This is a genomic window from Plantibacter sp. MCCC 1A11337, assembly GCF_013349365.1.
In the GTDB taxonomy this organism is placed as follows: Bacteria; Actinomycetota; Actinomycetes; order Actinomycetales; family Microbacteriaceae; genus Plantibacter; species Plantibacter flavus_A.
Window position 1 is genome coordinate 14935 of the sequence record NZ_JABJWX010000008.1, and the last position, 23010, is coordinate 37944.

20 protein-coding genes are annotated in these 23010 nt (G+C 71.1%); 6 read left to right on the forward strand and 14 right to left on the reverse strand.

What is annotated here, in order from left to right:
- On the reverse strand, window positions 1-411 hold the full coding sequence (locus HOW07_RS19000; RefSeq protein WP_175118330.1) for a DUF4383 domain-containing protein: 411 nt from the start codon (window positions 409-411) through the stop codon (window positions 1-3).
- A 128-nt stretch (window positions 412-539) separates the two neighbouring features.
- Entirely contained in the window at window positions 540-848 is a 309-nt protein-coding gene (locus HOW07_RS19005; RefSeq protein ID WP_314140491.1) for a DUF2470 domain-containing protein, read from the reverse strand.
- Window positions 849-994: 146 nt separating this feature from the next.
- On the opposite strand from HOW07_RS19005, the gene HOW07_RS19010 reads away from it, so the two are divergent.
- The gene (locus HOW07_RS19010) at window positions 995-2293 is read left to right on the forward strand and encodes a serine hydrolase (RefSeq protein ID WP_158596528.1); all 1299 of its coding nucleotides are present in this window, start codon (window positions 995-997) and stop codon (window positions 2291-2293) included.
- Between the two features lie 103 nt (window positions 2294-2396).
- Complete coding sequence (locus HOW07_RS19015; protein ID WP_175118332.1) at window positions 2397-2945, forward strand: DinB family protein; 549 nt, start codon at window positions 2397-2399, stop codon at window positions 2943-2945.
- 29 nt (window positions 2946-2974) lie between these two features.
- Here HOW07_RS19015 and HOW07_RS19020 read toward each other — a convergent pair whose 3' ends face one another.
- On the reverse strand, window positions 2975-3538 hold the full coding sequence (locus HOW07_RS19020) for an ABATE domain-containing protein (protein ID WP_121289472.1): 564 nt from the start codon (window positions 3536-3538) through the stop codon (window positions 2975-2977).
- A gap of 90 nt (window positions 3539-3628) precedes the next feature.
- Between HOW07_RS19020 and HOW07_RS19025 the strand changes: the two genes are divergently transcribed.
- Window positions 3629-4564, forward strand: coding sequence for a DMT family transporter (locus tag HOW07_RS19025; protein ID WP_064294775.1), 936 nt, complete (start codon window positions 3629-3631; stop codon window positions 4562-4564).
- A 5-nt stretch (window positions 4565-4569) separates the two neighbouring features.
- Here HOW07_RS19025 and HOW07_RS19570 read toward each other — a convergent pair whose 3' ends face one another.
- Window positions 4570-5718 (reverse strand): NAD(P)-binding domain-containing protein, encoded by a 1149-nt coding sequence (locus tag HOW07_RS19570; protein WP_240555591.1) that lies wholly within the window; start codon window positions 5716-5718, stop codon window positions 4570-4572.
- Window positions 5719-5780: 62 nt separating this feature from the next.
- Entirely contained in the window at window positions 5781-6353 is a 573-nt protein-coding gene (locus HOW07_RS19575; protein WP_231884305.1) for a hypothetical protein, read from the reverse strand.
- A 41-nt stretch (window positions 6354-6394) separates the two neighbouring features.
- On the opposite strand from HOW07_RS19575, the gene HOW07_RS19035 reads away from it, so the two are divergent.
- Entirely contained in the window at window positions 6395-7060 is a 666-nt protein-coding gene (locus tag HOW07_RS19035; RefSeq protein ID WP_071260753.1) for an SIMPL domain-containing protein, read from the forward strand.
- A 6-nt stretch (window positions 7061-7066) separates the two neighbouring features.
- Here HOW07_RS19035 and HOW07_RS19040 read toward each other — a convergent pair whose 3' ends face one another.
- Both HOW07_RS19040 and HOW07_RS19045 read right to left on the reverse strand, forming a co-directional pair.
- Window positions 7067-10585, reverse strand: coding sequence for a fibronectin type III domain-containing protein (locus HOW07_RS19040; protein WP_254628501.1), 3519 nt, complete (start codon window positions 10583-10585; stop codon window positions 7067-7069).
- Window positions 10586-10587: 2 nt separating this feature from the next.
- Window positions 10588-11487, reverse strand: a complete 900-nt coding sequence (locus HOW07_RS19045; RefSeq protein ID WP_175118338.1) for a hypothetical protein — start codon at window positions 11485-11487, stop codon at window positions 10588-10590.
- Window positions 11488-11672: 185 nt separating this feature from the next.
- On the opposite strand from HOW07_RS19045, the gene HOW07_RS19050 reads away from it, so the two are divergent.
- Complete coding sequence (locus HOW07_RS19050; RefSeq protein ID WP_175118340.1) at window positions 11673-15206, forward strand: hypothetical protein; 3534 nt, start codon at window positions 11673-11675, stop codon at window positions 15204-15206.
- 194 nt (window positions 15207-15400) lie between these two features.
- Here the strand turns inward: HOW07_RS19050 and HOW07_RS19055 are convergent, their stop codons facing one another.
- From HOW07_RS19055 to HOW07_RS19070, 4 genes are read right to left on the reverse strand one after another with little or no spacing between them, the layout of a single operon-like run.
- Complete coding sequence (locus tag HOW07_RS19055; protein ID WP_175118342.1) at window positions 15401-16225, reverse strand: heme ABC transporter ATP-binding protein; 825 nt, start codon at window positions 16223-16225, stop codon at window positions 15401-15403.
- Complete coding sequence (locus tag HOW07_RS19060; protein ID WP_175118354.1) at window positions 16222-17280, reverse strand: iron ABC transporter permease; 1059 nt, start codon at window positions 17278-17280, stop codon at window positions 16222-16224. The genes HOW07_RS19055 and HOW07_RS19060 overlap by 4 nt, the downstream gene beginning before the upstream one ends.
- 44 nt (window positions 17281-17324) lie before the next feature.
- Window positions 17325-18464 carry a hemin ABC transporter substrate-binding protein gene (locus tag HOW07_RS19065; RefSeq protein WP_175118344.1) on the reverse strand — a complete coding sequence of 380 codons (1140 nt, stop codon included), beginning with the start codon at window positions 18462-18464 and terminating at the stop codon, window positions 17325-17327.
- 55 nt (window positions 18465-18519) lie between these two features.
- Window positions 18520-19428 (reverse strand): DMT family transporter, encoded by a 909-nt coding sequence (locus HOW07_RS19070; protein ID WP_371743727.1) that lies wholly within the window; start codon window positions 19426-19428, stop codon window positions 18520-18522.
- Window positions 19429-19603: 175 nt separating this feature from the next.
- On the opposite strand from HOW07_RS19070, the gene HOW07_RS19075 reads away from it, so the two are divergent.
- Window positions 19604-20485: a LysR family transcriptional regulator gene (locus HOW07_RS19075; protein WP_071260751.1), complete on the forward strand. Its 882-nt coding sequence runs from the start codon at window positions 19604-19606 to the stop codon at window positions 20483-20485.
- 66 nt (window positions 20486-20551) lie between these two features.
- On the opposite strand, the gene HOW07_RS19925 is transcribed toward HOW07_RS19075, so the two are convergent.
- The 3 genes from HOW07_RS19925 to HOW07_RS19090 all read right to left on the reverse strand — a co-directional run.
- Window positions 20552-21637 carry a GTP-binding protein gene (locus HOW07_RS19925; RefSeq protein WP_121289460.1) on the reverse strand — a complete coding sequence of 362 codons (1086 nt, stop codon included), beginning with the start codon at window positions 21635-21637 and terminating at the stop codon, window positions 20552-20554.
- A gap of 220 nt (window positions 21638-21857) precedes the next feature.
- A complete protein-coding gene (locus tag HOW07_RS19085) occupies window positions 21858-22277 on the reverse strand; it encodes a hypothetical protein (RefSeq protein ID WP_064294781.1) in 420 nt (139 codons plus the stop codon).
- A 431-nt stretch (window positions 22278-22708) separates the two neighbouring features.
- The coding region (locus HOW07_RS19090; RefSeq protein WP_175118346.1) for an HNH endonuclease signature motif containing protein at window positions 22709-23010 on the reverse strand (302 nt) is incomplete at its 5' end.

Below are 23010 nucleotides of genomic sequence, written 5' to 3' on the forward strand. Positions count from 1 at the left end.
TCAGGCCGTCGCCGCCCGGTGCGCGCGCTTGTCCGCGGCCAGCCCGGCGCCGAGCAGCACCACGGCGCTCGCGAGGTGGAGGAAGTGGTCGGCCGTGTTGAGCGCGAGGATGTTGAGCGCGGAGCCCACGATGAAGAATCCGACGACACCGAGCAGGAGGTAGAACCCACCGATCACCGTGTTGACGGTCTTGGCCGCGACGACGTTCGAGAGCCCGGCGATGAGCAGGGCCGCCCCGATGAGGACGTGCGCGATGTTGTGCAGCGGGTTGACCTCGAAGATCCCGAGCAGGAGACCGCCCTCGGTGGTGAGGAACGGCAGGCCGCCGGCGACGATCCCGCCGAGGAGTCCGACGACCACGTAGACCGCGCCGAAGACGGCGGCGAGGAGCCGGTTGGGTGAATGACGCATGGGAATGCCTCCTGATCCTTCGTGCCGCGAGTCGTCCCGGGGCGTTGAGGAGTTCGGAGGTGCGGGCGTCGACGGTTTGGTCACCTGAGGCCGTCGTCCGAGGTCGACGGCCGAGGGGTGGCCGTCGCTCAGTCGTGCGGGCGTGGCTCCACGCCCAGACGGGCGCACGCGGCGTCGTAGAGGGCGACGACCTCGCGTCGGATCTCGCCGCGCTCGGTGATCGCGCCGGCGGGCCAGGGCACCCGCCCACCCGCGGCGGTGCCGTCGACCGTCCAGGTCCATTCGCCACCCGTCCCGTCCAGCGAGATCATGGTGGCGGCCTCGGCCGTTGGTTCCAGGAAGGCTCGCACGATGAGCACGTTGTCGTCGGGGTGATCGCCGTTCATGTGCGCCAGGACGGCGTCGACGGTGGTCTGCGGGAAGGCGTTCGAGGTCACCTCTCCAGGGAACACCATCGACGGGCCCCGCACCAGGTCCGCCGCCCGTGTGACCGGCACGCGGCGTGCGACCGCAGCTCTCAGCCGCGCCCGGTTACAATCGGGAACAGTCTGCAGCTCCGCAGACCGCTCATCAGGGGGATGACTTGACTGCAACAGCTCCGAGGCGCCGGCGTCTCGCCGCACTCCTCACCGCGGCGACCCTCGCGACGGTACTCGTCGGCTGCTCGGGCCCCTCGGTGTCCGATACCGACTTCCCCGACCAGGTCAGCGGCACGCTCGCGGGCGACACGACCGACGCCATCACGGCGGCGGTCGAGGCCGCCGTCACCCAGTCCGGATCCTCCGGTGCCATCGTCGGCGTCTGGGCGCCGTGGGCCGGGAGCTTCACGGCCGGCGTCGGCACGACCGAGCCGGGTGGCAAGACCAAGATGGATCCGTCCATGGTCTACCGCATCGGCGACACCACGCGCCCGATGACCTGCACGGTGCTCCTCGAGCTCGTCGACGAGGGCAAGATCAAGCTCACCGACCAGGTCCACAAGACCCTCCCGCAGGTGCAGGGCATCGAGGGCATCACCTACCAGCAGCTGTGCAATGGCACGTCGGGGCTCGGCACCTACACGCCCGCGCTCAACGCCCAGTTCGTCACCAACCCGACCCGCAACTGGTCGATGGCCGAGATCCTCGCGAACGGGCTCGCGAGCGGTACGCGGACGGCTCCGGGGGCGCTCTTCGGTTCGAGTGACACCGGCTACATCCTGCTCGGCATGGCGCTCGAGGAGCTGACCGGTCAGTCCTGGCAGTCCCTGTACGACCACTACGTCTTCTCGCCGCTCGGCATGTCGAAGTCCAGCTTCCCCGACGCCTCCACGGTCGAGCTTCCGGGATCGCACCCCAAGGGGTACCTGACGCCGCGGATCGCGGACGGCACCTACCAGTGCGACGCACCGACGGACGAGACCGAGCTGTCGACCTCGATGGTGTGGACCGCCGGTGGCGTCGTCTCCTCGGTCGACGATCTGCGGAAGTTCACCCAGTCCTTCGCGTCCGGCTCGCTGCTGAACGACAGCACGTACAAGAAGCAGTGGAAGGACCCCGTCTCGCTGGGTGAGGCTGAGCCGACCTGGAAGAGCTTCGGCGTGGGCGGGTTGCAGATCGGTCCGCTCCGGGGGCAGGCCGGGTCGATCCCCGGGTCGCTCTCGGCGGCCTTCTCCGACCCGACCTCCGGCTTGACGGTCGTCGTCATGCTGAACAACTCGACGCTCGGTGCGGGCTTCGCGCAGACGCTCGCGATGCAGCTCGCCTCGATCGGTGCGAAGGCGGCACCGGCGAGCGGGCAGAAGGCCCCCGAGATCGCACTCCCGTGGTCCGAGCAGCAGATGGCGGAGCAGCTCGCCGCCTCGGCGATGGTCTGCGCCCCGCCGGTCGCCCCCGCCGGGTAACGGAGGCATCGGCGCGGCGCCGCCAGCGGACGGTGGCGGCGGATCGCGGCACGATGACGCTTTCGCGAGGGTGCTGGGCCATGCCGCTTCCTAGAGTGAACCCATGACGACGAACACCCCCGACGGCGACACCATCGTCCCGGACACGAAGAACTGGACCTGGGTCCTCGAGCGCGCCTGCTCCGAGTGCGGGATGGACACCTCGCGGTTCGGCTTCCGGGACCTCCCCGGGTTGATCCTGGCGAACGCCGCCGCGTGGCCGGCGGTGCTGGAGCGTGCCGACGTCCGGGAGCGGCCCGACCCGCGGACCTGGTCGCCGCTGGAGTACGCGGCCCACGTGCGGGACGTGTTCCGCATCTTCGACGTCCGGTTGCGGCTCGTCCTCGACGAGGACGATCCCGCGTTCGAGAACTGGGACCAGGATGCGACGGCTCTCGAGGAGCGCTACGGCGAGCAGGACCCGAAACGGGTCTCCGCGGAACTGGTCGAGGCCGCGACGGTGCTCGCCGCAGCGTTCGAGCGGGTGCCGGACGACGCGCTCGCGCGGACGGGCCGCCGGAGCGACGGCGCGCGCTTCACGACCGAGACCCTCGGCCGCTACTTCATCCATGACCCGGTGCACCACCTCTGGGATGTGACGAGATCGCAGTGATGGTCGTCATCCGGGTCTGGTGATGCCCGCTACTGCGCTCTCGCGCGGAAGGCGATCGTGTTGACGCGGTTGCTGCAGCGGACGGAGCAGTAGCGCTTCGAACCGTTGCGGGACAGGTCGACGAGCAGGCCGTCGCAGTCGTCGGCGGCGCAGAGCCGCAGGCGGTCCCAGGCGTCGGACCGGACGACGTCGACGAGTGCCATGGCGATCTCGGTCTGGACGCGATCGACGAGCGGTGCGTCGAACTCGGTGGCGTGGAGGTGCCAGTCGAAGCCGTCGTGGCGGCGCAGTTGGGGGAGCGCGGCTGACTCCCGGAGCATCGCGTTGATCTCGGCGACGGCCCGGTCGCGGGTGTCCGGGGCGTCAGCGTCGGAGGCCCAGAGCGCGTGGATCCGCTCTCGGAGTGCAGCCACTGCGGCCCGCTCGGGCTCGTCGCCGTCGACCCGACCCGAGTACCGACTGACGCGCAGGAGCTCCACGAGCTGCGGCGGTGCCGCGAGTTCGTCGCCACCGCTGCGGGACGCCGATGCGCGGGTGTTCACGAGCAGCGCGGCGAAGTGCAGCGCATCCTCGGTGTCAGGGGCAAAACGCAAGTTGACTCCTTACTCTCTCCGAGAGTAGCTTCATCTCAGCCGGGCGTCCACCTCTTCCGCCGGCCCTACTCGCGGCAGCTGGAGACACCCATGAAGCACACGTCCTCGACCACGGTCGGTCTGCTCGTCGCGGTGCTCGCGGCGGTCGCGTTCGGCACCTCCGGAGCGTTCATCAAACCGGTGCTCGCGTCGGGGTGGAGCCCCGCTGCCGCGGTCACCGTCCGCGCCCTGATCGGTGGCCTGGTGCTCGCCCCGTTCGCCCTCATCGCACTGCGCGGTCGCTGGGACGCGGTCTGGCGTGGCCGCTGGCGACTCCTCGGTATGGGCCTCATCGGGGTGGCGGCGACGCAGCTCGTCTACTTCGCGGCGCTGCAGACCATCGCCGTCGGGACCGCGATCCTCGTCGAGTACATGGCGCCGCTGCTGCTCGTCGCCGTCGCGTGGGTGCTGACCCGACGTCGTCCCGCGACGGTCGTCCTCGTCGGTTCCGTCGTGTCGCTCGTCGGGCTCGTGCTCGTCGTCGCTCCGAGCGGTGGCTCGACGCTCGACCCGGTCGGTCTGCTGTTCGCCATCCTCGCGATGGTGGGCTGCGCCGCGTACTACGTCATCTCGGCGCGGCCGGCGAAGGGGTTGCCTCCGGTGGCGTTCGCCGCCATCGGTCTGCTCATCGGGGCACTCAGTCTGTGGCTCGCCGGGCTCGTCGGCGTGCCCTTCACGACCTCCGACGCCGACGTCACGGTGCTCGGCACCGACGTCGCCTGGTGGGTGCCGCTCCTGTTCGTCGGGGTGGTGTCGACAGCGGTCGCCTATGCGGCGAGTATCACCGCGAGTCAGATGCTCGGCTCCCGACTCGCGTCGTTCGCGGGCCTCCTCGAAGTGGTCGCGGCGACCGGGTTCGCCTGGATCCTCCTGGGGGAGCAGTTGTCGCTCGCGCAGCTCCTCGGCGGGGTGTGCATCCTGCTGGGGATCGGCTTCGTGCGCTCCGAGCGGGCTCCCGCGGTGCCCATCCCCGTGCCGGTGCAGTGACGGGGTCAGTGCTGAGGGAGGGCGACGGTGGCGTCGAGGTCGGCGAGGATCGCCAGGACCGCCGCCCTCCCGGCCCGGTTCGCGCCGACCGTCGAGGCTGAGGGGCCGTACCCGATCAGGTGCACGCGCGGCTCGTCGGCCGCCCTGGTGCCGTCGATCCGGATGCCGCCCCCGGGCAGCCGGATGCCGAGCGGTGCGAGGTGGTCGAGCGCCGCCCGGAACCCGGTGGCCCAGAGGATGGCGTCGACCGGGAGGAAAGAACCGTCGGCGAGAACCACGCCGTGCTCCTCGATCCGGCGGAACATCGGCTGACGCACCAGGACACCGCGCGCTTCGGCCGCCCGCGCCCACGGCGTCCAGTGCATCCCCGTCACGGAGATCACGCTGCCCGGCGGGAGGCCCTGGCGCACGCGTTCCTCGACGCCCTTGATCGCCTCCACCCGCGCGGCGGTGTCGAAGTCGTCCTCCACCCATTCCGGTTCGCGTCGCGTCATCCACACCGTGTCCGCCACCCGCGAGATCTCCTCGAGCAGTTGGATGGCGGAGATGCCGGCACCCACGACGACGACGCGCTGGCCGCGGAACTCGTCAGCTGAGACGTAGTCGGCCACGTGCAGCTGGCGTCCGGCGAAGCGCTCCCGCCCCGGGTACGCGGGCCAGAACGGTTTCGTCCACGTGCCCGTCGCGTTCACGACCGCCCGCGCCCGGAACACGGCGGCGGGGGAGTCGGCGCCCGAGGAGTCGGCGCTCGCCGCGGTCTCGACGAGGAGTCGACCGTGCGGGTCGTCGTCCTCGCGGCGGACGGCGCGGACCTGCACCGGGCGGCGGACCGCGAGGGCGAAACGCTCCTCGAACGCCGCGAAGTACGGCGGGATGACGTCGACACTCGGCGACGCGGGATCGAGCTCGGGCTTCGGCATGCCGGGCAGGTCGTAGATCCCGTTGACGGTCGACATGGTGAGCGACCGCCATCGGTGCTGCCAGGCACCGCCCGGGGCGTCGTTCGCGTCGAGGACGACGAAGGTGCGTGCTGCGGTCGCGCCCTCGGCGGTGCCCAGCGGGACGAATCCGCGGCGATGCAGGTGGTACGCGGCCGACAGCCCGGCTTGACCCGCGCCGATCACGACGACGTCGACGGTCTCCGGAGTGCTCACGTGCTCCTCAACGTCGTCGACCGCGCCGACATTTCCGACGGGGCCGAGCCCGCGTCCGCGATTCAGCCGTGGGCCAGGACCTGCACGCCGATGACGAGGACCCCCAGGAGCACGAGGGCCGCGAGCGCGATGAGCTGCTGCCAGACGGACAGCCGCGCGCGCCGGACGGCGACCCACCCGCTGAGCCCGAGGGTGACGAGGTAGACGATCGCGGACACGCGGAGGGAGGTCTCGACCTCCATGACGTCGAACACGGCGAGCACGAGCAGGATGGTGGGGGTCGCGACGGTGAGCAGCGAGCCCCAGGCGATCCGGAGCATGGAGTGCCACCCGCGCTCGTCGGGGAACGCACCGTGGGCGGCGAGGTGCGCGATCATCTCGGCGACCAGGCCGGCGAGGGTGATGCCGACCACGCCGATGACGAGCGAGAAGAGCGCGTCGGGCGCGTCGTGGTGCTCCACGTTCGCCGCCAGCACGAGGACGATCGCGAGGCCGGTGAAGGTCGCGTAGACGCGCTCTTTGAGGTACTTCGCGACGGTCTCCACATCGCCCGGCGGGAGTCCCCGACTGGCTGGACCGTACTCGTTCCCCCGTCGTCCATGTCGTCGATCCGCCCAGGTTCCGCCGTCCGTCATGGTCCAGAGCGTAGCCGCCGTCGCGGGATAGAGTGCCGGGTATGAGTGAAACGATCATCACCGTCGAGGGCCGCTTCGACTACCACCACCCGGCCGAACGTGGGACCGTCCTCATCTCGGCGGGGTTCCAGGGGCCGGAACGTGAGCCCGTCGTCTCCCACACCACCGCACTGCACCGTGCGCTCAGTCAGGCGGCGGAGCAGTTCCGCGCACAGTCGGCCGTGACCTGGTGGTCGGCCGATCGCTTGCGGGTGTGGAGCGAGCGGCCGTGGAACAAGGACGGGAAGCAGTTGCCGCTCGTGCACCACGCGACGGTCGCGCTCGAGGTCAAGTTCGCCGACCTGCAGGCATTGGCCCGCTGGGCCGAGGAGATCGCGACCCAGGACGGCGTCACGGTGACGGGTGTCACCTGGGCGCTCACCGAGGCGACGAAGCACCGCATCACGGCCGAGGCTCAGCACAACGCCGTCCGCGACGCCGTGGACCGCGCGACCGCCTACGCCAGGAGCCTCGGGCTCGGCGCCGTGCGGCCGGTCGCCCTGGCGGAACCCGGCATGTTGGGCGACGACACCCGCTCGCCGTCGAGTCAGGCCGCGGCACCGATGATGCGCGGGGCCGCGGCTCCTGCCGGCGACACCGCCCTCGACCTCAAGCCGGAGGACATCACCGTGTCCTCCCGGGTGCACGCCCGCTTCGCCGCGTCCTGACGTCCGTCAGGGTCTCACCACGCCGGAGGCGATCAGTCCGCCACCTGCGGCCGCGACGACGGTGACCCCGCCCAGCAGTGCGAGGAGGGCGATGAACAACGGGACCACCTGCGACGCGGGTGCCGGAGCGCCGCCTCGCTGGACGACCGTCACGACCTCGGTCACCTGTGGCGCGGCACCGACCGCCGCGGCCGGGGCCGGCGCACCGGGTGCCCGCAGTGCGAACGGCGACCGCTTGGCCTCAGGGACGAGGTCGGGTGCTGCGGCCGTCGGGGCTCCCGCGGGTGGGACGGCCACGAAGGTGGACGCGTCGAACCCGACGGTCAGTGGGAGTGCGACCTTGCCCGGATCCTGGCGCCCGCCGCTCGTGAACCAGTAGGAGAACTGCCCGGTGAGCTGTTGGAAGTCGATGAAGCTCTGCGGGAAGGACCCCCAGTAGGCGGCGTTGGCCGCGGTCTTCGCCGCCTGGTCACCCTGCGCGATGTCCACGCCGAGGTAGTCGGGCGACACGGTGAAGCCGTCACTGCGCATCGTCACCCCGGTGAGCGTCGCGAGTGCGATCTCGCGCGGCGGGATCGGCGTCCACTTCGTCTGATCGGCCATGTCGGTGCCGAAGCCGCTCGCGGTGGCGGTGAGGGTTCCGACACCGTCGACGACGGTGAGGGTCGGGTTCGAGCCGTTCCAGTAAGTGAGCCCACCGTAGAACGCGACCGAGAAGTCGCCGGTCCAGCTGATGGTTCCGCTGTTCGTCGACGGATCGACGGTGCCGGAACCGCCGACGATGACGAGCTGCGAATCCGTGAAGGCGCTCGTCACGTTCGAGTCGACCGTGCTGCCCGAGCGGTCGAGGCATCTGGTGGCGAAGCTCGCGAGCTCGTACGCCCCGCCGGCGTTCGGCTTCTCGATGCGGACGGGACCGTCCTGTGCGCGATACCGGCTCTCGTCGATGATCGCGCCGGAACCGACGTCGGGCACATGCCCGGCGGTGAGGAAGTTGCAGCCGCCGAAGAAGGCGCCGTTGTTGGCCTCGTTGCTGAAGCCCCATCGGAGGACCGTGTCGTCCACCCTCGTCGGACCGCCCTCGTCGGAGACGACCTCGAGCCAGACCGCCACCGCGCGACCCTCGGTCGGGACGAAGGCGAGTGCGTACGCCCCGTCCACGAGCTGGCCGATCGTGACGGACGCGCTGGCAGTGCCGGCCGTCACGGAGAAGGCGCCGAGATGGACGGGGGCCCGATCGTCGGTCGCCGAACCGAACAGCCAGACCTCTCCGCCCGGGGCGCCGGTGGAATCCGGCCAGGCGAAGGACGGCTCGAGGGTGCTCGTCGGCTCGACGGTCGCGGGGAGGGCTGCCTGGGCGGCGTCGAGACCGGTGACCGAGCCTCGCTCGACGGCGGCGCGCAACGCTGCGAGCGAGGTCCAGCTGGGCGGGACCGAGCCGGGTGGTCGGACGGCGAGGGTGACGACGAGGGCGCTCGCCGCGGACATCGGACCGGGGCCGGCGGCGTTCACGGCGCGGGCGCGGACGGTGTAAGCGGTGTCCGCCTGCAATCCGGCGACCGTCGTCGGCTCGTGGGTGAGCAGGGCCGGGTCGTCGATCGAGGGGATCGCGTCGACGCGGGTCGTCGCCACAGGCTCAGCGGAACCCGCTTGGAAGACCAGGAGGTCGAACGCGGTGATCGCAGCACCGTTCCCGGCCGTCACGCCGATCGTCGAGCCGTCGACCGAGATGCTGTCGACGTCGCCGCTCGTGACGGAACGTGGCGGGGTGGCTTGCTGCGGCGTGGACGAGCCGCTCGTCTCGACGGCCACGCTCCGCAGGGAGGTCGTCCGGTAGGTCGTCGGGATCAGACCGGCGAGGGAGGCGGTCTCGAACGCCGTGACCTGGACGGACACGCGGCGTCCTGGCGCCGGGTTGTCCACGACCGCCTCGAGCGGTCCAGCTGCGGCGAAGTCGCCGCCGAGGTCGATCACGGCGGCGGTCATGGCGGCGGACACGCCGTCGGCGGCCGCGACGCGGAGCAGGTATGCCGTCGAGGCCGTCGTCCCGGCTGGAGCCGTCCACGTCACACGCAACGAACCGGGTGTCGGCTCCTCGGTCACGGTCGGTGTGGCGACGCGTGTGGTCAGGGGAGCTGTCGCGTCGACACGGGCCGGCGCGCTGAGCGATGAGGCGGTGTCGCCCGCGCCGTTCGACGCGATGACGCGGACACTCAGCGACGAGCCCACGATGCCGATGCGAGGCAGTTCCAGTCGCGTGCGGTCCGCCGGGACCGCTGTCCGGCTCACGAGGTTGGTGAGGTTGACCGTGCTGCCGGTGAAGAGTTCCACGGTGTAGCCGGTGATCGCGTAGCCGCCGTCGGACACCGGAGGGGTCCAGCTCGCCACGAGGCCGAGCGGGTCGTCGAGCAGTCCGACGACGGTGGCCTGCGTGGGAGCGGACGGTGCGCCTTTCGCCGTCGTCACCGGAGCGGATGCGGATGAGGACCCACTCGGTCCGTCGGCGCCGACGGCGACGACGGTGAAGGTGTACACCGTGTCGGCGAGCAGCCCGGTGACGAGCGTGGTCGTCCCGGCGACGAGCGGGTCGATACCCGGGATCGTGCGAACGACCGAGCCGTCGCGCAGGACCGTGACGGTGTAGGTGACGACGGGTGCGCCCGAGGCGACCGCCGGCCAGGAGACCTCGATCGTGCCGGCTCCGGCCGGTGATCCCTTGGGCGTCTCAGGTGTGCCCGGAACGGCGGCGGCGCGTCCGGCGGAGTCCGCTTCGGGGGTCGGCGTCGCATCGGCGGTCGGGGCCTCGGGCGGCTCGGTCGGGCCGCTCGGCGTCGGAACGGCCTCCTCGGGTGTCGCGCTCGGCTGTGGTCCGGCCGGGGGTGCCTCGTCGTCGGTGGGCGGCTCCTCGGCGGCGGGGGCGGGCGTCGCCGCACGGGTCGCGACGGACTCGGCCAGTGGCGACGCGCTCGCGGCGAGGAGGGCGGGATCAGTCGGGACCGTGCGCAGGGCGAAGCGGTAGTCCGTGGCGGGCTGGAGGCCGGACACTCGGGCGGCGGCCGATCCGCCGGCTGTGGTGCCGACATCGACGGGCTCTGCCGTCTGGAGGATGGGCAGGCCGGCCGCGAGTGCGGCTGCGTCGGCGTCGGGGTCCCGCTCGGCGGACGGCTGCAGGACCGCGATCGGGCCGACCGGCGCAGCCGGAGCCTCCGGATCGACCGGGGGCAGGACCAGGACGAGGAGCGTCGCCGCGGTGCCGTCCTGTGTGCTCGTCGCCGGGTCGACCGAGGCCGGCCACGCGACGGAGACGGTGTCGGCATCCACCGGGGTGACGACGGCTTCGGCGGCGATCGGGTCGGCTCCCGACGGGAATGCAGTGGTCGCCGCCGGCGAGTCCACGACGGCAGACGAGGCCTGATCGGCCGTCGCGGTCCCTGCGTCGAGTCCGACGGAGGCGAGGAGGAGCCCGATGCTCAGGCCGCCGCCGATCAGGGCGGACCAGGTGCGCGATGCGGGGCCGGGGCGCATGGTCACGCGCCGTCGCCGGTCGTGCCGGTCGCGTCTGCCGTGCTGGTCGCGCCCGCCGCTCCTGCCGCCGCGAGCGCTGCTCGACGACGTCCGCTCAGCACCGCCCAGACGAGGAACGCGACCGCGCCGACGGCCAGGGCGCCGACGCCGATGACGGCACCGGTCAGGAGCGGGACGAGGTCGTCGGTGGCCGAGGCGGCGGCGGTCTCGTCCGGTTCGGCGACGATGGTGCTGGAGATCACCGTCGGCTCGGGAGCGCTCTCCGGGGCTACCGCCGCGGGCGTCGGAGCAGCGGCATCGTCGCCGTACAGATCGGTGAAGGTGATCGGCGTGAACGTCTCGTTGTTGGCGTTCTTCACGCCGTGGGCCCCCATGGTGATGATGCCGCACTGCACGCTGAGGCAGTCGATGGTCTGGGCGTTGCCGTCGCGGTCGAGCGACTCGAAGCGGGCGCCGGGGATGCTGATCACGCCGGACCAGGTGCCGTCGGCGGCGAGTTCGCCCCCGTTGGCGGCGGCTGCGGTGTCGCTCCCGGGGAACGTCACGAAGAGGATGTAGCCCGTGGGGTTCGTCTCGTCGTCGGGGACGTAGGCGTAATCGGAGCCGGTCACACCGCCGTTGCTCGGGCGCCACGACTCGGCGTCGGCGACCCAGCCGAAGGCGACGTAGATCCCGCCGTGCCCGTTCTTGATCGACTGGAAGCCCGAACCGGAGAGCTGCACGTCGGTGAGGTAGTCGGGGTCGGCGACGTTCGCGAGGTCGGGGCGGTCGACCACGTGCGCGGTCACCGAGGAGGCGGCGTAGGCGGGCTCCGGGAGGGATCCACCGGCCGAGAAGCCGGCGAGGAGCGCCGCCCCCGTGAGGATCGCCGCGAGTCGTCGTCGGCCTCGGTTCGCTGTCATGGAGCGGATCGAGGGCGCGGTGGACGGAGTCGGGTGATGCGGCATGGCAGCAGCCTAGCCGCAGTTAATAAGGCTTGCATAACCTTACTTAGTTAAGGCTAAGCTAACCCTGCCTGGGACCCGGTTTCAGAGTCCCGGCGCCCCTTTCCACCCGACATCCACCGTCGAACACACCGGAGATCGCCTTGTCTGCACGGCCCACAGCCCCACCACCCGCCTGGCGGCGGAGACCGTTCAGGTCCGCCGTCACCGCCCTCGTCACCACCTCGGTCGTGGCCCTCGGCTCGATCGTCGCCGCACCGGCAGCGATGGCCGCCGAGTCCACGATCGATGACGCCGTCTTCACCTGGGGCATCAACAACGAGTCCAACAACTCGGCGTTCCAGCCAGGCGCGATCAACCTGCTGTCCGCCGGTGAGATCGCGAAGACCAGCGGCGCCGACACCGTCGTCGAGAGCGAATGGAAGCAGACCGACGGCAACGTCGCCATCCAGAAGAAGCAGGCCGACGGCACCTGGGCCCCGTCCACATGGGCCGGCCTCCGCACCACGGCGACCGGCGGACCCATCACGCCGCCGTCCAGCGCCAGCTACAGCGACAACCGCGTCGCGATCTCCGGCGGCACCGGAACGGTGGACGTCGAAGCCGGCACCGCCGAGATCCAGTGGGACGGCACCTTCACGGCCGCGTACTACCAGGGCCTCACGCAGTTCTCCGCGTCCGACCCGAAGCTCACGGTCGACGCCGACGGCACCGGTGTCGTCACCGCGACGCTGAGCGGCTACGGCACGAGCATGGACGACCCGAACCTCTTCGTGGTCCTCGAGCCGCAGGCCGACGTCGTCATCGCGACCCTCTCGGGCGTCGACGTCACCGACACCGGCTTCACCGTCACGCCCGACTACCTCGGCACGGTCGTCTCGGTGCCGGAGTCAGGCGTCCCGCAGTCCACGACCGGGGCGAACGCCGGATCCTTCCCGCAGTCCTTCGTCGACTTCCAGGTCCTCACCGGCATGGCGTCGTACTGGTACTCGTCCGGCGGCGCAGCGGACGCCGCGAAACCGACCACCCCGCTGGGCGTCTCCTACACCGTCGCCCCCGTGGTGCCGGAGGTCGTCCCGGCGACGATCACCAAGCAGCCCGCAGGCGTCACCGTCGAAGGCGCCGGCAAGGCCACCTTCACGGTCGAGGCCGCGGGCGACGGCCCGCTCAGCTACCGCTGGGAGCTCAGCGAAGACGGCGGTGCGACCTGGACGGCCCAGTCGACCGACGCACCGACGCTGACGCTGGCCTTCCAGGCGAGCCAGACCGGAGCGCTCGTGCGCGTGACCGTCGACAACGCTGCCGGACAGCCGGTCGTGTCCGAGAGCGCCCTCGTCACGGTGCTGGACCCAGCCGCCCAGATCGACGTGTCCAACGCCTCGCTCGAGTGGGCGTACAGCCGGTACGCGCAGACCGGGGTCTTCGGTGCCTGGTCACAGAACGCGACCGGCGAACACGTCGAGCTCCTGCAGCGCGACGGGAAGGCCGTCTCCGGCCTCGACGCCGATGCCGGCAAGACCTTCACGTTGGCGCAGTTCACCGGTGGGACCGGCCGTATCGACCCCGCGACCGGCTTCGGCCAGATCGCGTGGGAGACCGGCGACTGGGTGCTCAACGCGTACCAGGGACAGTTCGGCGCGCCGAACGAGACCTTCCGCGACCCGATCCTCACGACGGCACCCGACGGCACCGGCACCCTGAGCTTCGAGGTCTTCATCCCCGCCGGCAAGGACATGGGCGGCAACGCCGTCCCGGCGGTGGGGCCGACCCGCATCGACCTCGCGACCTACTCGAGCGTCTCCATCGTCGACGGCGTCCTCGTCGCGGTCCCCGACTACGCCGGCCGCGACTACGTGGTCGACGGTGCCGTGAAGAACGTGGGTTGCGAGACGCCCGGCGTGAGCGGTTCCTGGCCGAGCGCGTACATCGACTTCGTGCCGTCCTCGGTGCGTGCGCACTACTACACGACCTCCTGCACCGGTCTGAACCTGATGAAGCCGCCGCTGTCGTTCTCGGTCGAGCTCCAGCCGGTCGTGCAGGTCGCTCCGGCGATCACCGCGCAGCCCTCCGACGTCGTCGCGCCGATCGCACCCGCGACCGGTTCGCCCGTCGCCTCGTTCGCCGTCACCGCGACCGGTTCGCCGGAGCCGACGGTCGTCTGGGAACGCCGCGCAGCCGGCGGAGACTGGGTCGCGATCGAGGGGGCGACGGCAGCCACGCTGACCCTGCCGTACTCGGCGGCGGACGACGCCACCGAGGTGCGCGCCACCGTCTCGAACGCTGCGGGTTCCGCGACCTCGGAGGCCGCGACCCTGACGGTCGGTGCACCCGCGTCGATCACCGCCCAGCCGTCCGCCGCTTCGGTGAAGGTCGGTGAGACCGCGACGTTCACCGTCGGGATCGCCGGTGACGCCGCAGCGGTGCAGTGGCAGCGTCTCGCCGCCGGCGCGACCGGGTGGACCGACGTCGCCGGTGCGACCGGTACCAGCCTCGAGATCGTCACGACCGCCCAGGACGCCGGCGCCCAGTACCGCGCCGTCGTCACCGGGGCCATCCCGACCGAGATCGACGGTTCGGTCTTCTCGGTCACCAGTGCACCGGTCGGGCTCGCCGTCGACACGACGATCCCGGTCGCGGCGGCGATCGTGTCGCAGCCCGCCTCCGTCACGGCGCCCGTCGGTGCCGCGTCGCCCTCGGTGTTCTTCTCGGTCGGCGTGACCGGTACCCCGGCGCCGTCGGTGCAGTGGTTCGAGCGTGCCGTCGGAGCGGACGGCTGGTCCGCCATCACCGGCGCGACGAGCGCGACCCTCGAGGTCGACTACGCCGACGGTGACAGCGGCAAGCGGTTCCGCGCGGTCGTCGGGAACGGCGTCGGCGACCCGATCACCTCGGATGTGGCGACCCTGACGCTCGGGGTCCCCGCCTCGATCACCACGCAGCCCGCGTCGGTGTCCGTCGCGCATGGCGAGGACGCGGTGTTCGCCGTGGTCACGGCGGGCGACGACGTGGCCGTGCAGTGGCAGCATCTCGCGCTCGGATCCACCGGCTGGGTCGACCTCGACGGCGCCACGAGTGCCGAACTGACCATCGCTTCGGCCGACGTCCGGAACGGCGAGCAGGTTCGCGCAGTCGTCTCGAACGACATCCCCTCGGCGCCCGGCGCATCGGGCGGAAGCACGGTCACGAGTGCGGCAGCGTCGGTCACGCTCACGGTTCCCAGCACGGTTCCGACCGCACCGGACGCCGCATCGCTCGCCGAGGCCCCCGGGATCGACATCACCGGCATCGACGGCGACGTCATCACCGTCTCGGTCGGCACGCAGTACGCCGGACAGTACCTCGGCGCGTACGCGTTCTCCGAGCCACAGTGGCTCGGCTGGGCGCTCGTCGCGGCCGACGGGACCGTCAGTTTCACGGTCCCGTCCGACCTCGAGGCGGGCGATCACACGCTTGCAGTCCTCGACGCCGACGGAGTCCTCATCGGGACGGCGGCGTTCACCGTCACCGTCACGGTCGTGACGAACCCCGACGGCACCACGACGACGACCACCGCGGTCCTCGCCTCGACCGGCGCCGACGCTGCCGTGCCGTTCCTCGCCGGTGGGCTGCTCCTCGCGGCCGGCCTCGTCCTCGCGCTCCTGGCGCGTCGCCGGAAGACGCAGGTGGCCGCGGTCTGACCGCCCGGTGGCCGCAGGGCCGCCTGACACGAGAGGGCCGTCCCGTTCGCGGGGCGGCCCTCTCTGCTGTCTGCTCGCTGTCCTGTTCGCGCTGCTCGCTGTCCGGCCCCGCTCCGCTCACCGGCCCGCCCGCTCCGGTCGCCGACCCTGCAGGGGTGTCGACCCGCGTGACTGGAGCCCGGCCGAAAGGTGCTTCAGCGGATGGGGAGGATGACCAGTGCGCCGCTCGTCGGATGCGTGACGACCTCGACCGGGTATCGGTAGACCTCGGTGATCCGCTCCGCCGTGAGGACCTCGGCGGGGCTACCGGTCGTGACGAGCCGTCCCTGCTCCAACAGCGAGATCCGGTCGGCGTAGGCGGCGGCGAGGTTGAGGTCGTGCAGCACGACGATCACCGCATCACCCGCGGCCGCGGCGTCGCGCGCGAGCCGGAGGACGTCCTCCTGGTGTCGGAGGTCGAGTGCCGCCGTCGGCTCGTCGAGCAGGAGGATGCCGGTCCGTTGCGCGAGCACCCGGGCCAGTGCCGCCCGTGCGCGCTCGCCGCCTGAGAGCGACGGCACCTGACGGCCGGACAGGCGGGCGATGTCCGTCTCCGCGATCGCGGCCGCGACGGCCTCGTCGTCGTCGCGTTCGAGCTCGGTCCGCTGCCACGGCGCTCGGCCCATCTCGACGACCTGCTGCACGGTGAACGGGAAGAACACGTCGTTGTGCTGCAGCAGGACTGCGCGCCGTCTGGAGAGCTCGCGGGCCGACCAGGCCTGGAGCGGCCGGCCCGCGACGGTGATGCGTCCCTCGGTCACCGTCTGGTCGCCCGTGATCGTCGCGAGCAGGGTCGACTTGCCAGCGCCGTTCGGCCCGATGAGCGCGTGGACCTCGCCCGCGCGGGCGTCGAGGGTCACGTCGTGGAGGATGCGTTTCCCGTCGATGACGACGCCCACGCTCGAGGCTTCGATCGCGAGTTCCCCGGGTGCGAGGGGCTCAGGGACCGCGAAGCGTCGGCCGACGATCGGTACGCTCATCCCCAGCCTCCGGAGGACCGGCGGGTCCGTCGCAGCAGCCAGAAGAAGAACGGCCCGCCCACGAGGGAGGTGAGCATGCCGATCGGAAGGTCGGCGAGCGGGACGGCGGTGCGTGCCACGAGGTCGGCCCCGAGGAGGAGCACGGCCCCGCCGAGGGTGCTGACGACGAGCAGCGGCAGGTGGGCCGGGCCGATGATCATGCGCATGAGGTGCGGGATCACGAGCCCGACGAAGGCGATGATGCCGGCGAACGCCACGCTCGCGCCCACGAGCAGGGCGACGACGAGGATCACGAGGATCCGCAGCCCCTCCACGTTGACCCCGAGGTGCCTCGCGCTCTTCTCGCCGAGCGAGAGCAGATCGAGCTGTTTGGCGACGACGAACGCGACGACGAGCCCCACGAGCACGAGAGGGAGGACGATGCCGAACTGCTGCCAGCGCGAGCCGTTGAGGCTGCCGAGCTGCCAGAAGACGATCTGTTCGCGCGCGGCGGTGTCGCCGAGGAAGGTGAGGAACGCGAGCCCGGCACCGGTCACCGCGTTGACGGCGATGCCGGTCAGGACGAGCGTGATGACCTCGGTGCGCCCGTTCGCGCGGCTCATCGCGTAGACGATGAGCGTTGCCGCGAGTCCACCGACGAACGCGGTGACGGCGACCGTCCATTCCCCGAGGAAGGCCCAGCCGAAGACGATCGTCGCCGACGCGCCGAGTGCCGCCCCACCGGAGACGCCCACCACGCCGGGCTCGGCGAGTGGGTTGCCGAAGATCGCCTGCATGAGGAGGCCGGCCGCTGCGAGTGCCGCCCCGATCACGAGCGCCATGGCGACGCGTGGAAAGCGGATGTTCCACAGGGCGCTCTCCCCGTTCGCGTGGCTGGGCATCGGTCCGATGTCGAGACCGAGGCGGTGCATGATCGAGCCGAAGACCTCGAGGGGTGGCACGTGGAGTTGGCCACTGCCCGCCGAGATCAGCGCGAGCGCGATGAGCGCGACGAGCAGGGTGACCGCCAGCGCGCCCGACCGGAGCGGCCGTGCGCCGGGGACCTCCGGGTCGATGTCGAGTGGTGCCCCTGTGCGGTTGCCGCCGAGGGCCGGGCGGGTCACGGCTCCTCGTCCGCCGGGGCACCGGTGGTGGGCGCGTACAGGGCGCGGGCGAGCGCGTCGAGGACGGCGGCCGTGCGTGGACCGAAGCTCATGACCTCGGTGTCGCTCATGTCGATGACCCGTCGGTGCTGTCCGGCCGGGGTCTCCGCGACGGCGGGGATGCGCTCCAGGAGTCCGTCGACACCGTTCACCGACTCGAGGCCCTTGGTCATCATGATGAGGACGTCGGGCGCCGCATCGATGAGCGCTTCAGCGGTCATGGGGCGCATGCCCTGCCAGTCGATCTCCTCGGCGACGTCGACGGCGCCCAGTGCCTGGATGAGCGCGTCGGCCCCGGAGCCCTCACCGAAGATGTAGTAGATCCCTGCGTTCCCGCGCACGTACAGGAACATGACCCGTGGACGGTCGGCGGGGTCGGCCGGGGCGAGTGCTTCGATGTCCGTCATCGTCGCCGCGATCTCGGAAGCGATCCGAGCGTTCAGCGCTTCACCGGCCGCCGGGACACCGAGCGCCGCGGCGACCTGCGTGACGAGGTCGTCGATGTTGTCGAGGTTCCGCTGTGGCGTCAGGACGACGACGGGGATGCCGGAGTCGCGCATCTGGAGGACGACGTCCCAGGGGCCGATCGAACTGTCGGTGAGGATCACGGTGGGCTCGAGCGCGAGGATGGCCTCGCCGTTGAGTTCATGGCCGTTCTGCGTGACGAGGGGGAGGTCGGCGGCCTCCGGGAACCCGGTGGAGGTGTCGCGGCCGACGACCGAGTCACCGAGCCCGAGGCCGAACACGGTGGCTGCGAGCGATCCGGACAGGTCGAGGGCGAGGATCCGGCTCGTGTCGGTGATCGTGACCTCGGTGTCCTGGTTGTCGATGATCGTGGCCGGGAGCGATTGCTCTGGGGCGTCGGTGACGGCGGTGATGCCGGGGTCGGCCATGCAGGCGGTCGATGGACCGGTCCAGCCCTTCGGGTCGGCGACGGGCGTGAGTGACCCGAGGGGTGTGGTCGACGCTTCGCACCCGGCCGGATCGGCGTCCGCCGGTCCCGGTGCCGCTCCCGTCGCCGTGCAGCCGGCGAGGCCGATCGCGAGAGCTGCGAGTGTGGCGACGAGGGCGCGGCGAAGGCGAGGACGAGTGCTCATGATTAAGGCAAGCCTAACCTATGTAATTCTCGTCGGGCGGGTGGATCCGGCGGGTTCAGCTCGGCGCGATGCTCGGCTGCACCTCGGGTGAGGGACCCCGTCGGGCTGAGAGCACGGCACCGATTCCGGCGCCGACCACGCAGGCGATGCCGAGCCACTGCGGTGTCGTGAGCTCCTGACCGAGCACGAGGAGTCCGGCGATCGCGGCGATGGCCGGCGCGGATGCGAGCAGGATCGAGAAGGTCGCAGCGCTGAGTCGTCGGAGGGCGACGAACTCCAGCGCGTACGGCACAGCCGACGAGAGCGCGGCGACGCCCAAGCCGAGCATGAGGATGACGGGATCGAACAGCGCGGTGCCGGCGGTCGTCGCGGCGAGCGGGATGGTCACGAGAGCCCCGATGGCGGCGGCGATCGCCAGACCGCTCAGGCCGGGGAACTCCGTCCCGGTCCGCGCCGACAGCAGGATGTAGCCGATCCAGAGGGCGCCGGCGGCGAGCGCGAGGATGACGCCGATCGGATCGAGTGCGGCCGTCGGTCCGCTGTGGAGGAGCACCCCGCCGAGGAGGAGGACGCCGACGAGGGCGACACCCGCCCAGAGCGCGCTCGTCCATCGACGACCCGCGATGACGCTGAGCGCCAGCGGGCCGAGGATCTCGAGGGTCACCGCCGGACCGAGCGGGATGCGGTCCAGAGCCAGGTAGAAGCAGACGTTCATCGCGGCGAGGACGACTCCGAAACCGACCGCCGACACCCAGGCGCTCCTCGGGTGTCCGCCCAGGGATGGGCGGGCGACGGCCAGCAGGATGAGCGCGGCGAACACGAGGCGCAGCGTTACCATGCCGATCGGACCGACCTGCGGGAACAGCGTGACCGCGATCGATGCGCCGAGCTCCTGACAGACGAGTCCGGCCAGGACGAGGAGGGCGCCGGTCGCCGCCTGGCTCGGTCGCGGTCTGCCTATCACTGCACCACGCTAGCGCGCCCCGGTCGCCGAGCCCATCCCGTCGCCGAGCGGCTCCCCGGTCACCGAGCGGCTCCCCGGTCGCCGAGCGGGTCCTCGGTCACCGAGCAGCTACCCGGTCACCGAGCTTGTCGAGGTGCCGCCCCAGCCGGGCTCGCCGGTGCGGCATCATGAGGGCATGAGGATCGACGAACTCGCGTACCTTCGGGCGCTCGCCGAAGACGGTCACGTCCCGTACGCCGCTGAGGCGCTCGGTATCTCCCAGTCGACGCTGACGCGGGCGATCGGTCGGCTCGAGGCGGACGCCGGGGTCGAGTTGTTCGACCGTCACCGCAGCCGGCTCGAACTCAACCGCTACGGCGAGATCCTCCTCGTGCACGCGCTCCGTGCGCAGACCGAGCTCGACAACGCGCAGTCGCGGATCGACGAGCTCCGAGATCCCTCGGCCGGTCTCGTGTCCATCGCCTACGTCTCGTCCCTCGGCGGCTGGCTCATCCCGCGCATCGTGAGCGAGTACCGCCAGCTGCTGCCGGACATCCGGTTCGTCCTCGACGGTGGGAAGGCCGACAGTGTGCTGGACGCGCTCCGCTCCGGCTCGGCCGACGTCGCGTTCATCAGCCCCGAACCGCGTGATCCGGAGATCGAGTGGCGTCCGCTCACCTCCGAGCGGCTCGCGCTGGGCGTGCCGGTCGGGCATGCGTTCGCCGACCGGACGTCGTTGGCGGCGTCCGATCTCGAGCAGACGGAGTTCCTCGCGATGACGACGGACTCGGGGCTCCGGCAGATCGCGGACGCGTACTTCGCGAGGCACGGCGTCGTGCCCCGGGTGACGATGGAGGTGTCCGAGCTGTCGACGCTCCGTGGTCTCGTGCGCGCCGGGGTCGGGATCGCCGTTCTCCCCGATTCCACGAGCATGGAGGGCGTCGTGCTCGTCCCGCTCGACGACGAGGCGGTCCGGGTGATCGGTGTCGCCACCAGCCGTGCCCGGGCGGTGTCGCCGGCCGTCGAGCAGTTCGTGCGGTTCGTGCGCGAGGAGTGGGTGAGCGCGCGGATCCACTGAGTCGCCCGAACCTGCACGAAATCGACCGAGATCCGAACCGTTTCGGGCAATTGACGGGCCTGCTGCTCAGTGCTCGCGGGTGGTGCTCCATGGCGTGAAGGCGTCCGGGTAGTGCGCCCACGCCGCCGGCCCGGCGAGGAGTTCCTCGTCCGTCAGCGTGCAGGCGTGCAAGGCGGCGGTGATGGCGAGCTCGTCGAGGTCGATCCCGGTGACGACGAGCTCCTGGCCGAGCGGTGCGCCAGGGTCGTTCGTCTCGAACGATGTGGGTTCCAGATCGATCATCTGGCCGACGTGCTGCAGGACGCCGACGCGGGAGGCGCGCGTCGCGAGGACGAGGAACCCCGCCGTACGGATGAGCCGGCCGAACCGCCCCGCCTCGATCGGTCCGTCGAAGCACGCGAGGAGTCGTTCCGGGTGCATCGGTCGGGGGCTGTCGAACCGCAGGGTGGTCACGCGGTCGTGATCCACCCATGGCCGGTGTTCGCCGTTCAGCATCGCGATCCACCCGGGGGACGTGCTGAAGCGGTCCAGTTCGAACGGGGAGTCGCGGTAGCGCGCGAGCGGTTCGCGGTTGCTCGCGGTCGCCGGAGTGCCGGGTGTGGCCCGTGGCCGGGCCGCGACCGGCTCGACCATCCGCGTCAGCGCCGTCGGGTTCAGGTGGCTGAGGAGAGCGAGGAGCACCGCGAGTCGCTCGTGCGTCACGCCGCGTCGGCCGGCGACGGCGATGGTGTCCGCGTACTCGAGCTGCTCCACGGTGATCATCGACCGTGCGGTGTAGGCCGTGTCGCCGTCCTCGTCGTGGGTGACGTACTCGTCGTCCTGGAGGTCGTGCAGGAGATGGGCTGCGTCGACGACCGTCACGACGGCGTCCAAGACGGCCGTGTCGCGGTGCCCGAGGACGGCGGAGACCGCGTCGACCGGGCGGACCGTGCTCCCGCAATCGAGCACGAGGTGCCGGGGAGCGAGCGGGTGTCGTGCAACGGCGTCGATCGCGTCGTCGATGTCAGGGTGGGCGCTTTCAGCCTCGCCCTGCCGCTCGATCGTGACGAGCGCCGCGGATCGACCGGCGATCTGTCGGGCCACGGTGCGACGCTCGGGCGGACAGGTGCCGAGCACGAGCGTCACGGTCAGCGGGATGCGAGGCGTGGTCACGGCGGGTTCTCCTGGTCGATGGGTCTACAGTGCGTTCTGTTGAGAATCGTTCTCATCAAGGTAGCACGCATCGTGATCGCCAGGACGTCACCAGGAAGGTCCGCGCATCACCCCAGTCGCTCGAGTACAGGCCGGGGTCGCAGATCGTCCGCCGCCGTGGGCGGGGGTGTTCGTCATCGACAAGCAGAACCCGCGGTGGAAGAGTCGCCAGGGCTGAGTGTCAGCCGCGCACGACGTTCACGACGATCGTGACGACACCCAGCGCGGCGATGACGTACGCCCAGAAGCGGACGGGGATGAAGAAGAGTGTGGAGCTCGGGCGGCTGTAGAGCTGCTCGCCGGTCTGCGGGTGGCGCACGGGCACGGCCTCCTGCTTCACGGTGATGCCGTGCTCGTTGACGTACGGCTGCGCGAGCTGCTGCCACACGACGACCGGCCGCGGTGCATCAAGCTTCGCCAGCGCGAACTTCCCGAAGGCCCAGCACGCGACGGCGCCGAGCAGGAAGCCGATGCCGACGAACACCCCGGACTGCGCCGATCCGCCGTCGGGAGAAACGATCGCCTTGATGAGGAAGCCGGCGCCGACGGACAGCCCGAAGATCAGGAAGACGACGATGCCCCAGCGGGTCCAGATGATCATGTGTGCTCCTCTTCGGGTGTCGGTCGCGACGCGCAGCTGTACACACGGCACCCGCGCGACCGTCGGCTCGTCCATCACGGTACCGAGGTCGGCTGTCCGCCCGCGATGGGGAGCGGTGCCCATGCGGCGTCGACGCGTGGTGGTTCCCCGGTTCGGTCCCTGAGCTTGTCGAAGGGTGGTTCGCGTGTCGGTCCCTGAGCTTGTCGAAGGGTGGCTGGTCACTCGTGTGCCCTTCGACAGGCTCAGGGACCGGGGTGGCTGGGTTGTCGAGAACGGCGTCGTTCACCGGGCTTGTCGACACGCGGTGGTTCCCGTGTCGGTCGCGGAGCTTGTCGACGCAGCGTGGTTCCCGTGTCGGTCCCTGAGCTTGTCGAAGGGTGGTTTCGGTTTCGGTCCCTGAGCTTGTCGAAGGGCAGGCGGGTGCCTCGGGTTTAGGCGGCGAGGTGGATGCGTCCGCCTCGGATGGGGGTTTGGTGGCGGTCGATGTGGCTGGGTGGGATGAACCAGGGGATGCCGTTTTGGATGGTGATGGTCCAGTGGTCGTCGTGGATGCGGTGGTGGTGGAAGGGGCAGAGGAGTACCCCGTTGTCGAGGTTGGTGGGGCCGCCTTGTGACCACCAGGTGATGTGGTGGGCTTCGGTGAAGGATGGTGGGTGGGTGCAGCCGGTCCAGGCGCAGCCGCCGTCGCGTTCGGCGAGGGCGAGTTTCTGTCCGCGGGTGAACAGGCGGGTGC

Coding starts and splice junctions, on each gene's coding strand:
- HOW07_RS19025 (WP_064294775.1), top strand. CDS start 3,629: ATGAAGCACACGTCCTCGACCACGGTCGGTCTGCTCGTCGCGGTGCTC.
- HOW07_RS19085 (WP_064294781.1), bottom strand. CDS start 22,277: ATGATCATCTGGACCCGCTGGGGCATCGTCGTCTTCCTGATCTTCGGG.
- HOW07_RS19035 (WP_071260753.1), top strand. CDS start 6,395: ATGAGTGAAACGATCATCACCGTCGAGGGCCGCTTCGACTACCACCAC.
- HOW07_RS19045 (WP_175118338.1), bottom strand. CDS start 11,487: ATGACAGCGAACCGAGGCCGACGACGACTCGCGGCGATCCTCACGGGG.
- HOW07_RS19015 (WP_175118332.1), top strand. CDS start 2,397: ATGACGACGAACACCCCCGACGGCGACACCATCGTCCCGGACACGAAG.
- HOW07_RS19055 (WP_175118342.1), bottom strand. CDS start 16,225: ATGAGCGTACCGATCGTCGGCCGACGCTTCGCGGTCCCTGAGCCCCTC.
- HOW07_RS19575 (WP_231884305.1), bottom strand. CDS start 6,353: ATGACGGACGGCGGAACCTGGGCGGATCGACGACATGGACGACGGGGG.
- HOW07_RS19040 (WP_254628501.1), bottom strand. CDS start 10,585: ATGCGCCCCGGCCCCGCATCGCGCACCTGGTCCGCCCTGATCGGCGGC.
- HOW07_RS19000 (WP_175118330.1), bottom strand. CDS start 411: ATGCGTCATTCACCCAACCGGCTCCTCGCCGCCGTCTTCGGCGCGGTC.
- HOW07_RS19065 (WP_175118344.1), bottom strand. CDS start 18,464: ATGAGCACTCGTCCTCGCCTTCGCCGCGCCCTCGTCGCCACACTCGCA.
- HOW07_RS19075 (WP_071260751.1), top strand. CDS start 19,604: ATGAGGATCGACGAACTCGCGTACCTTCGGGCGCTCGCCGAAGACGGT.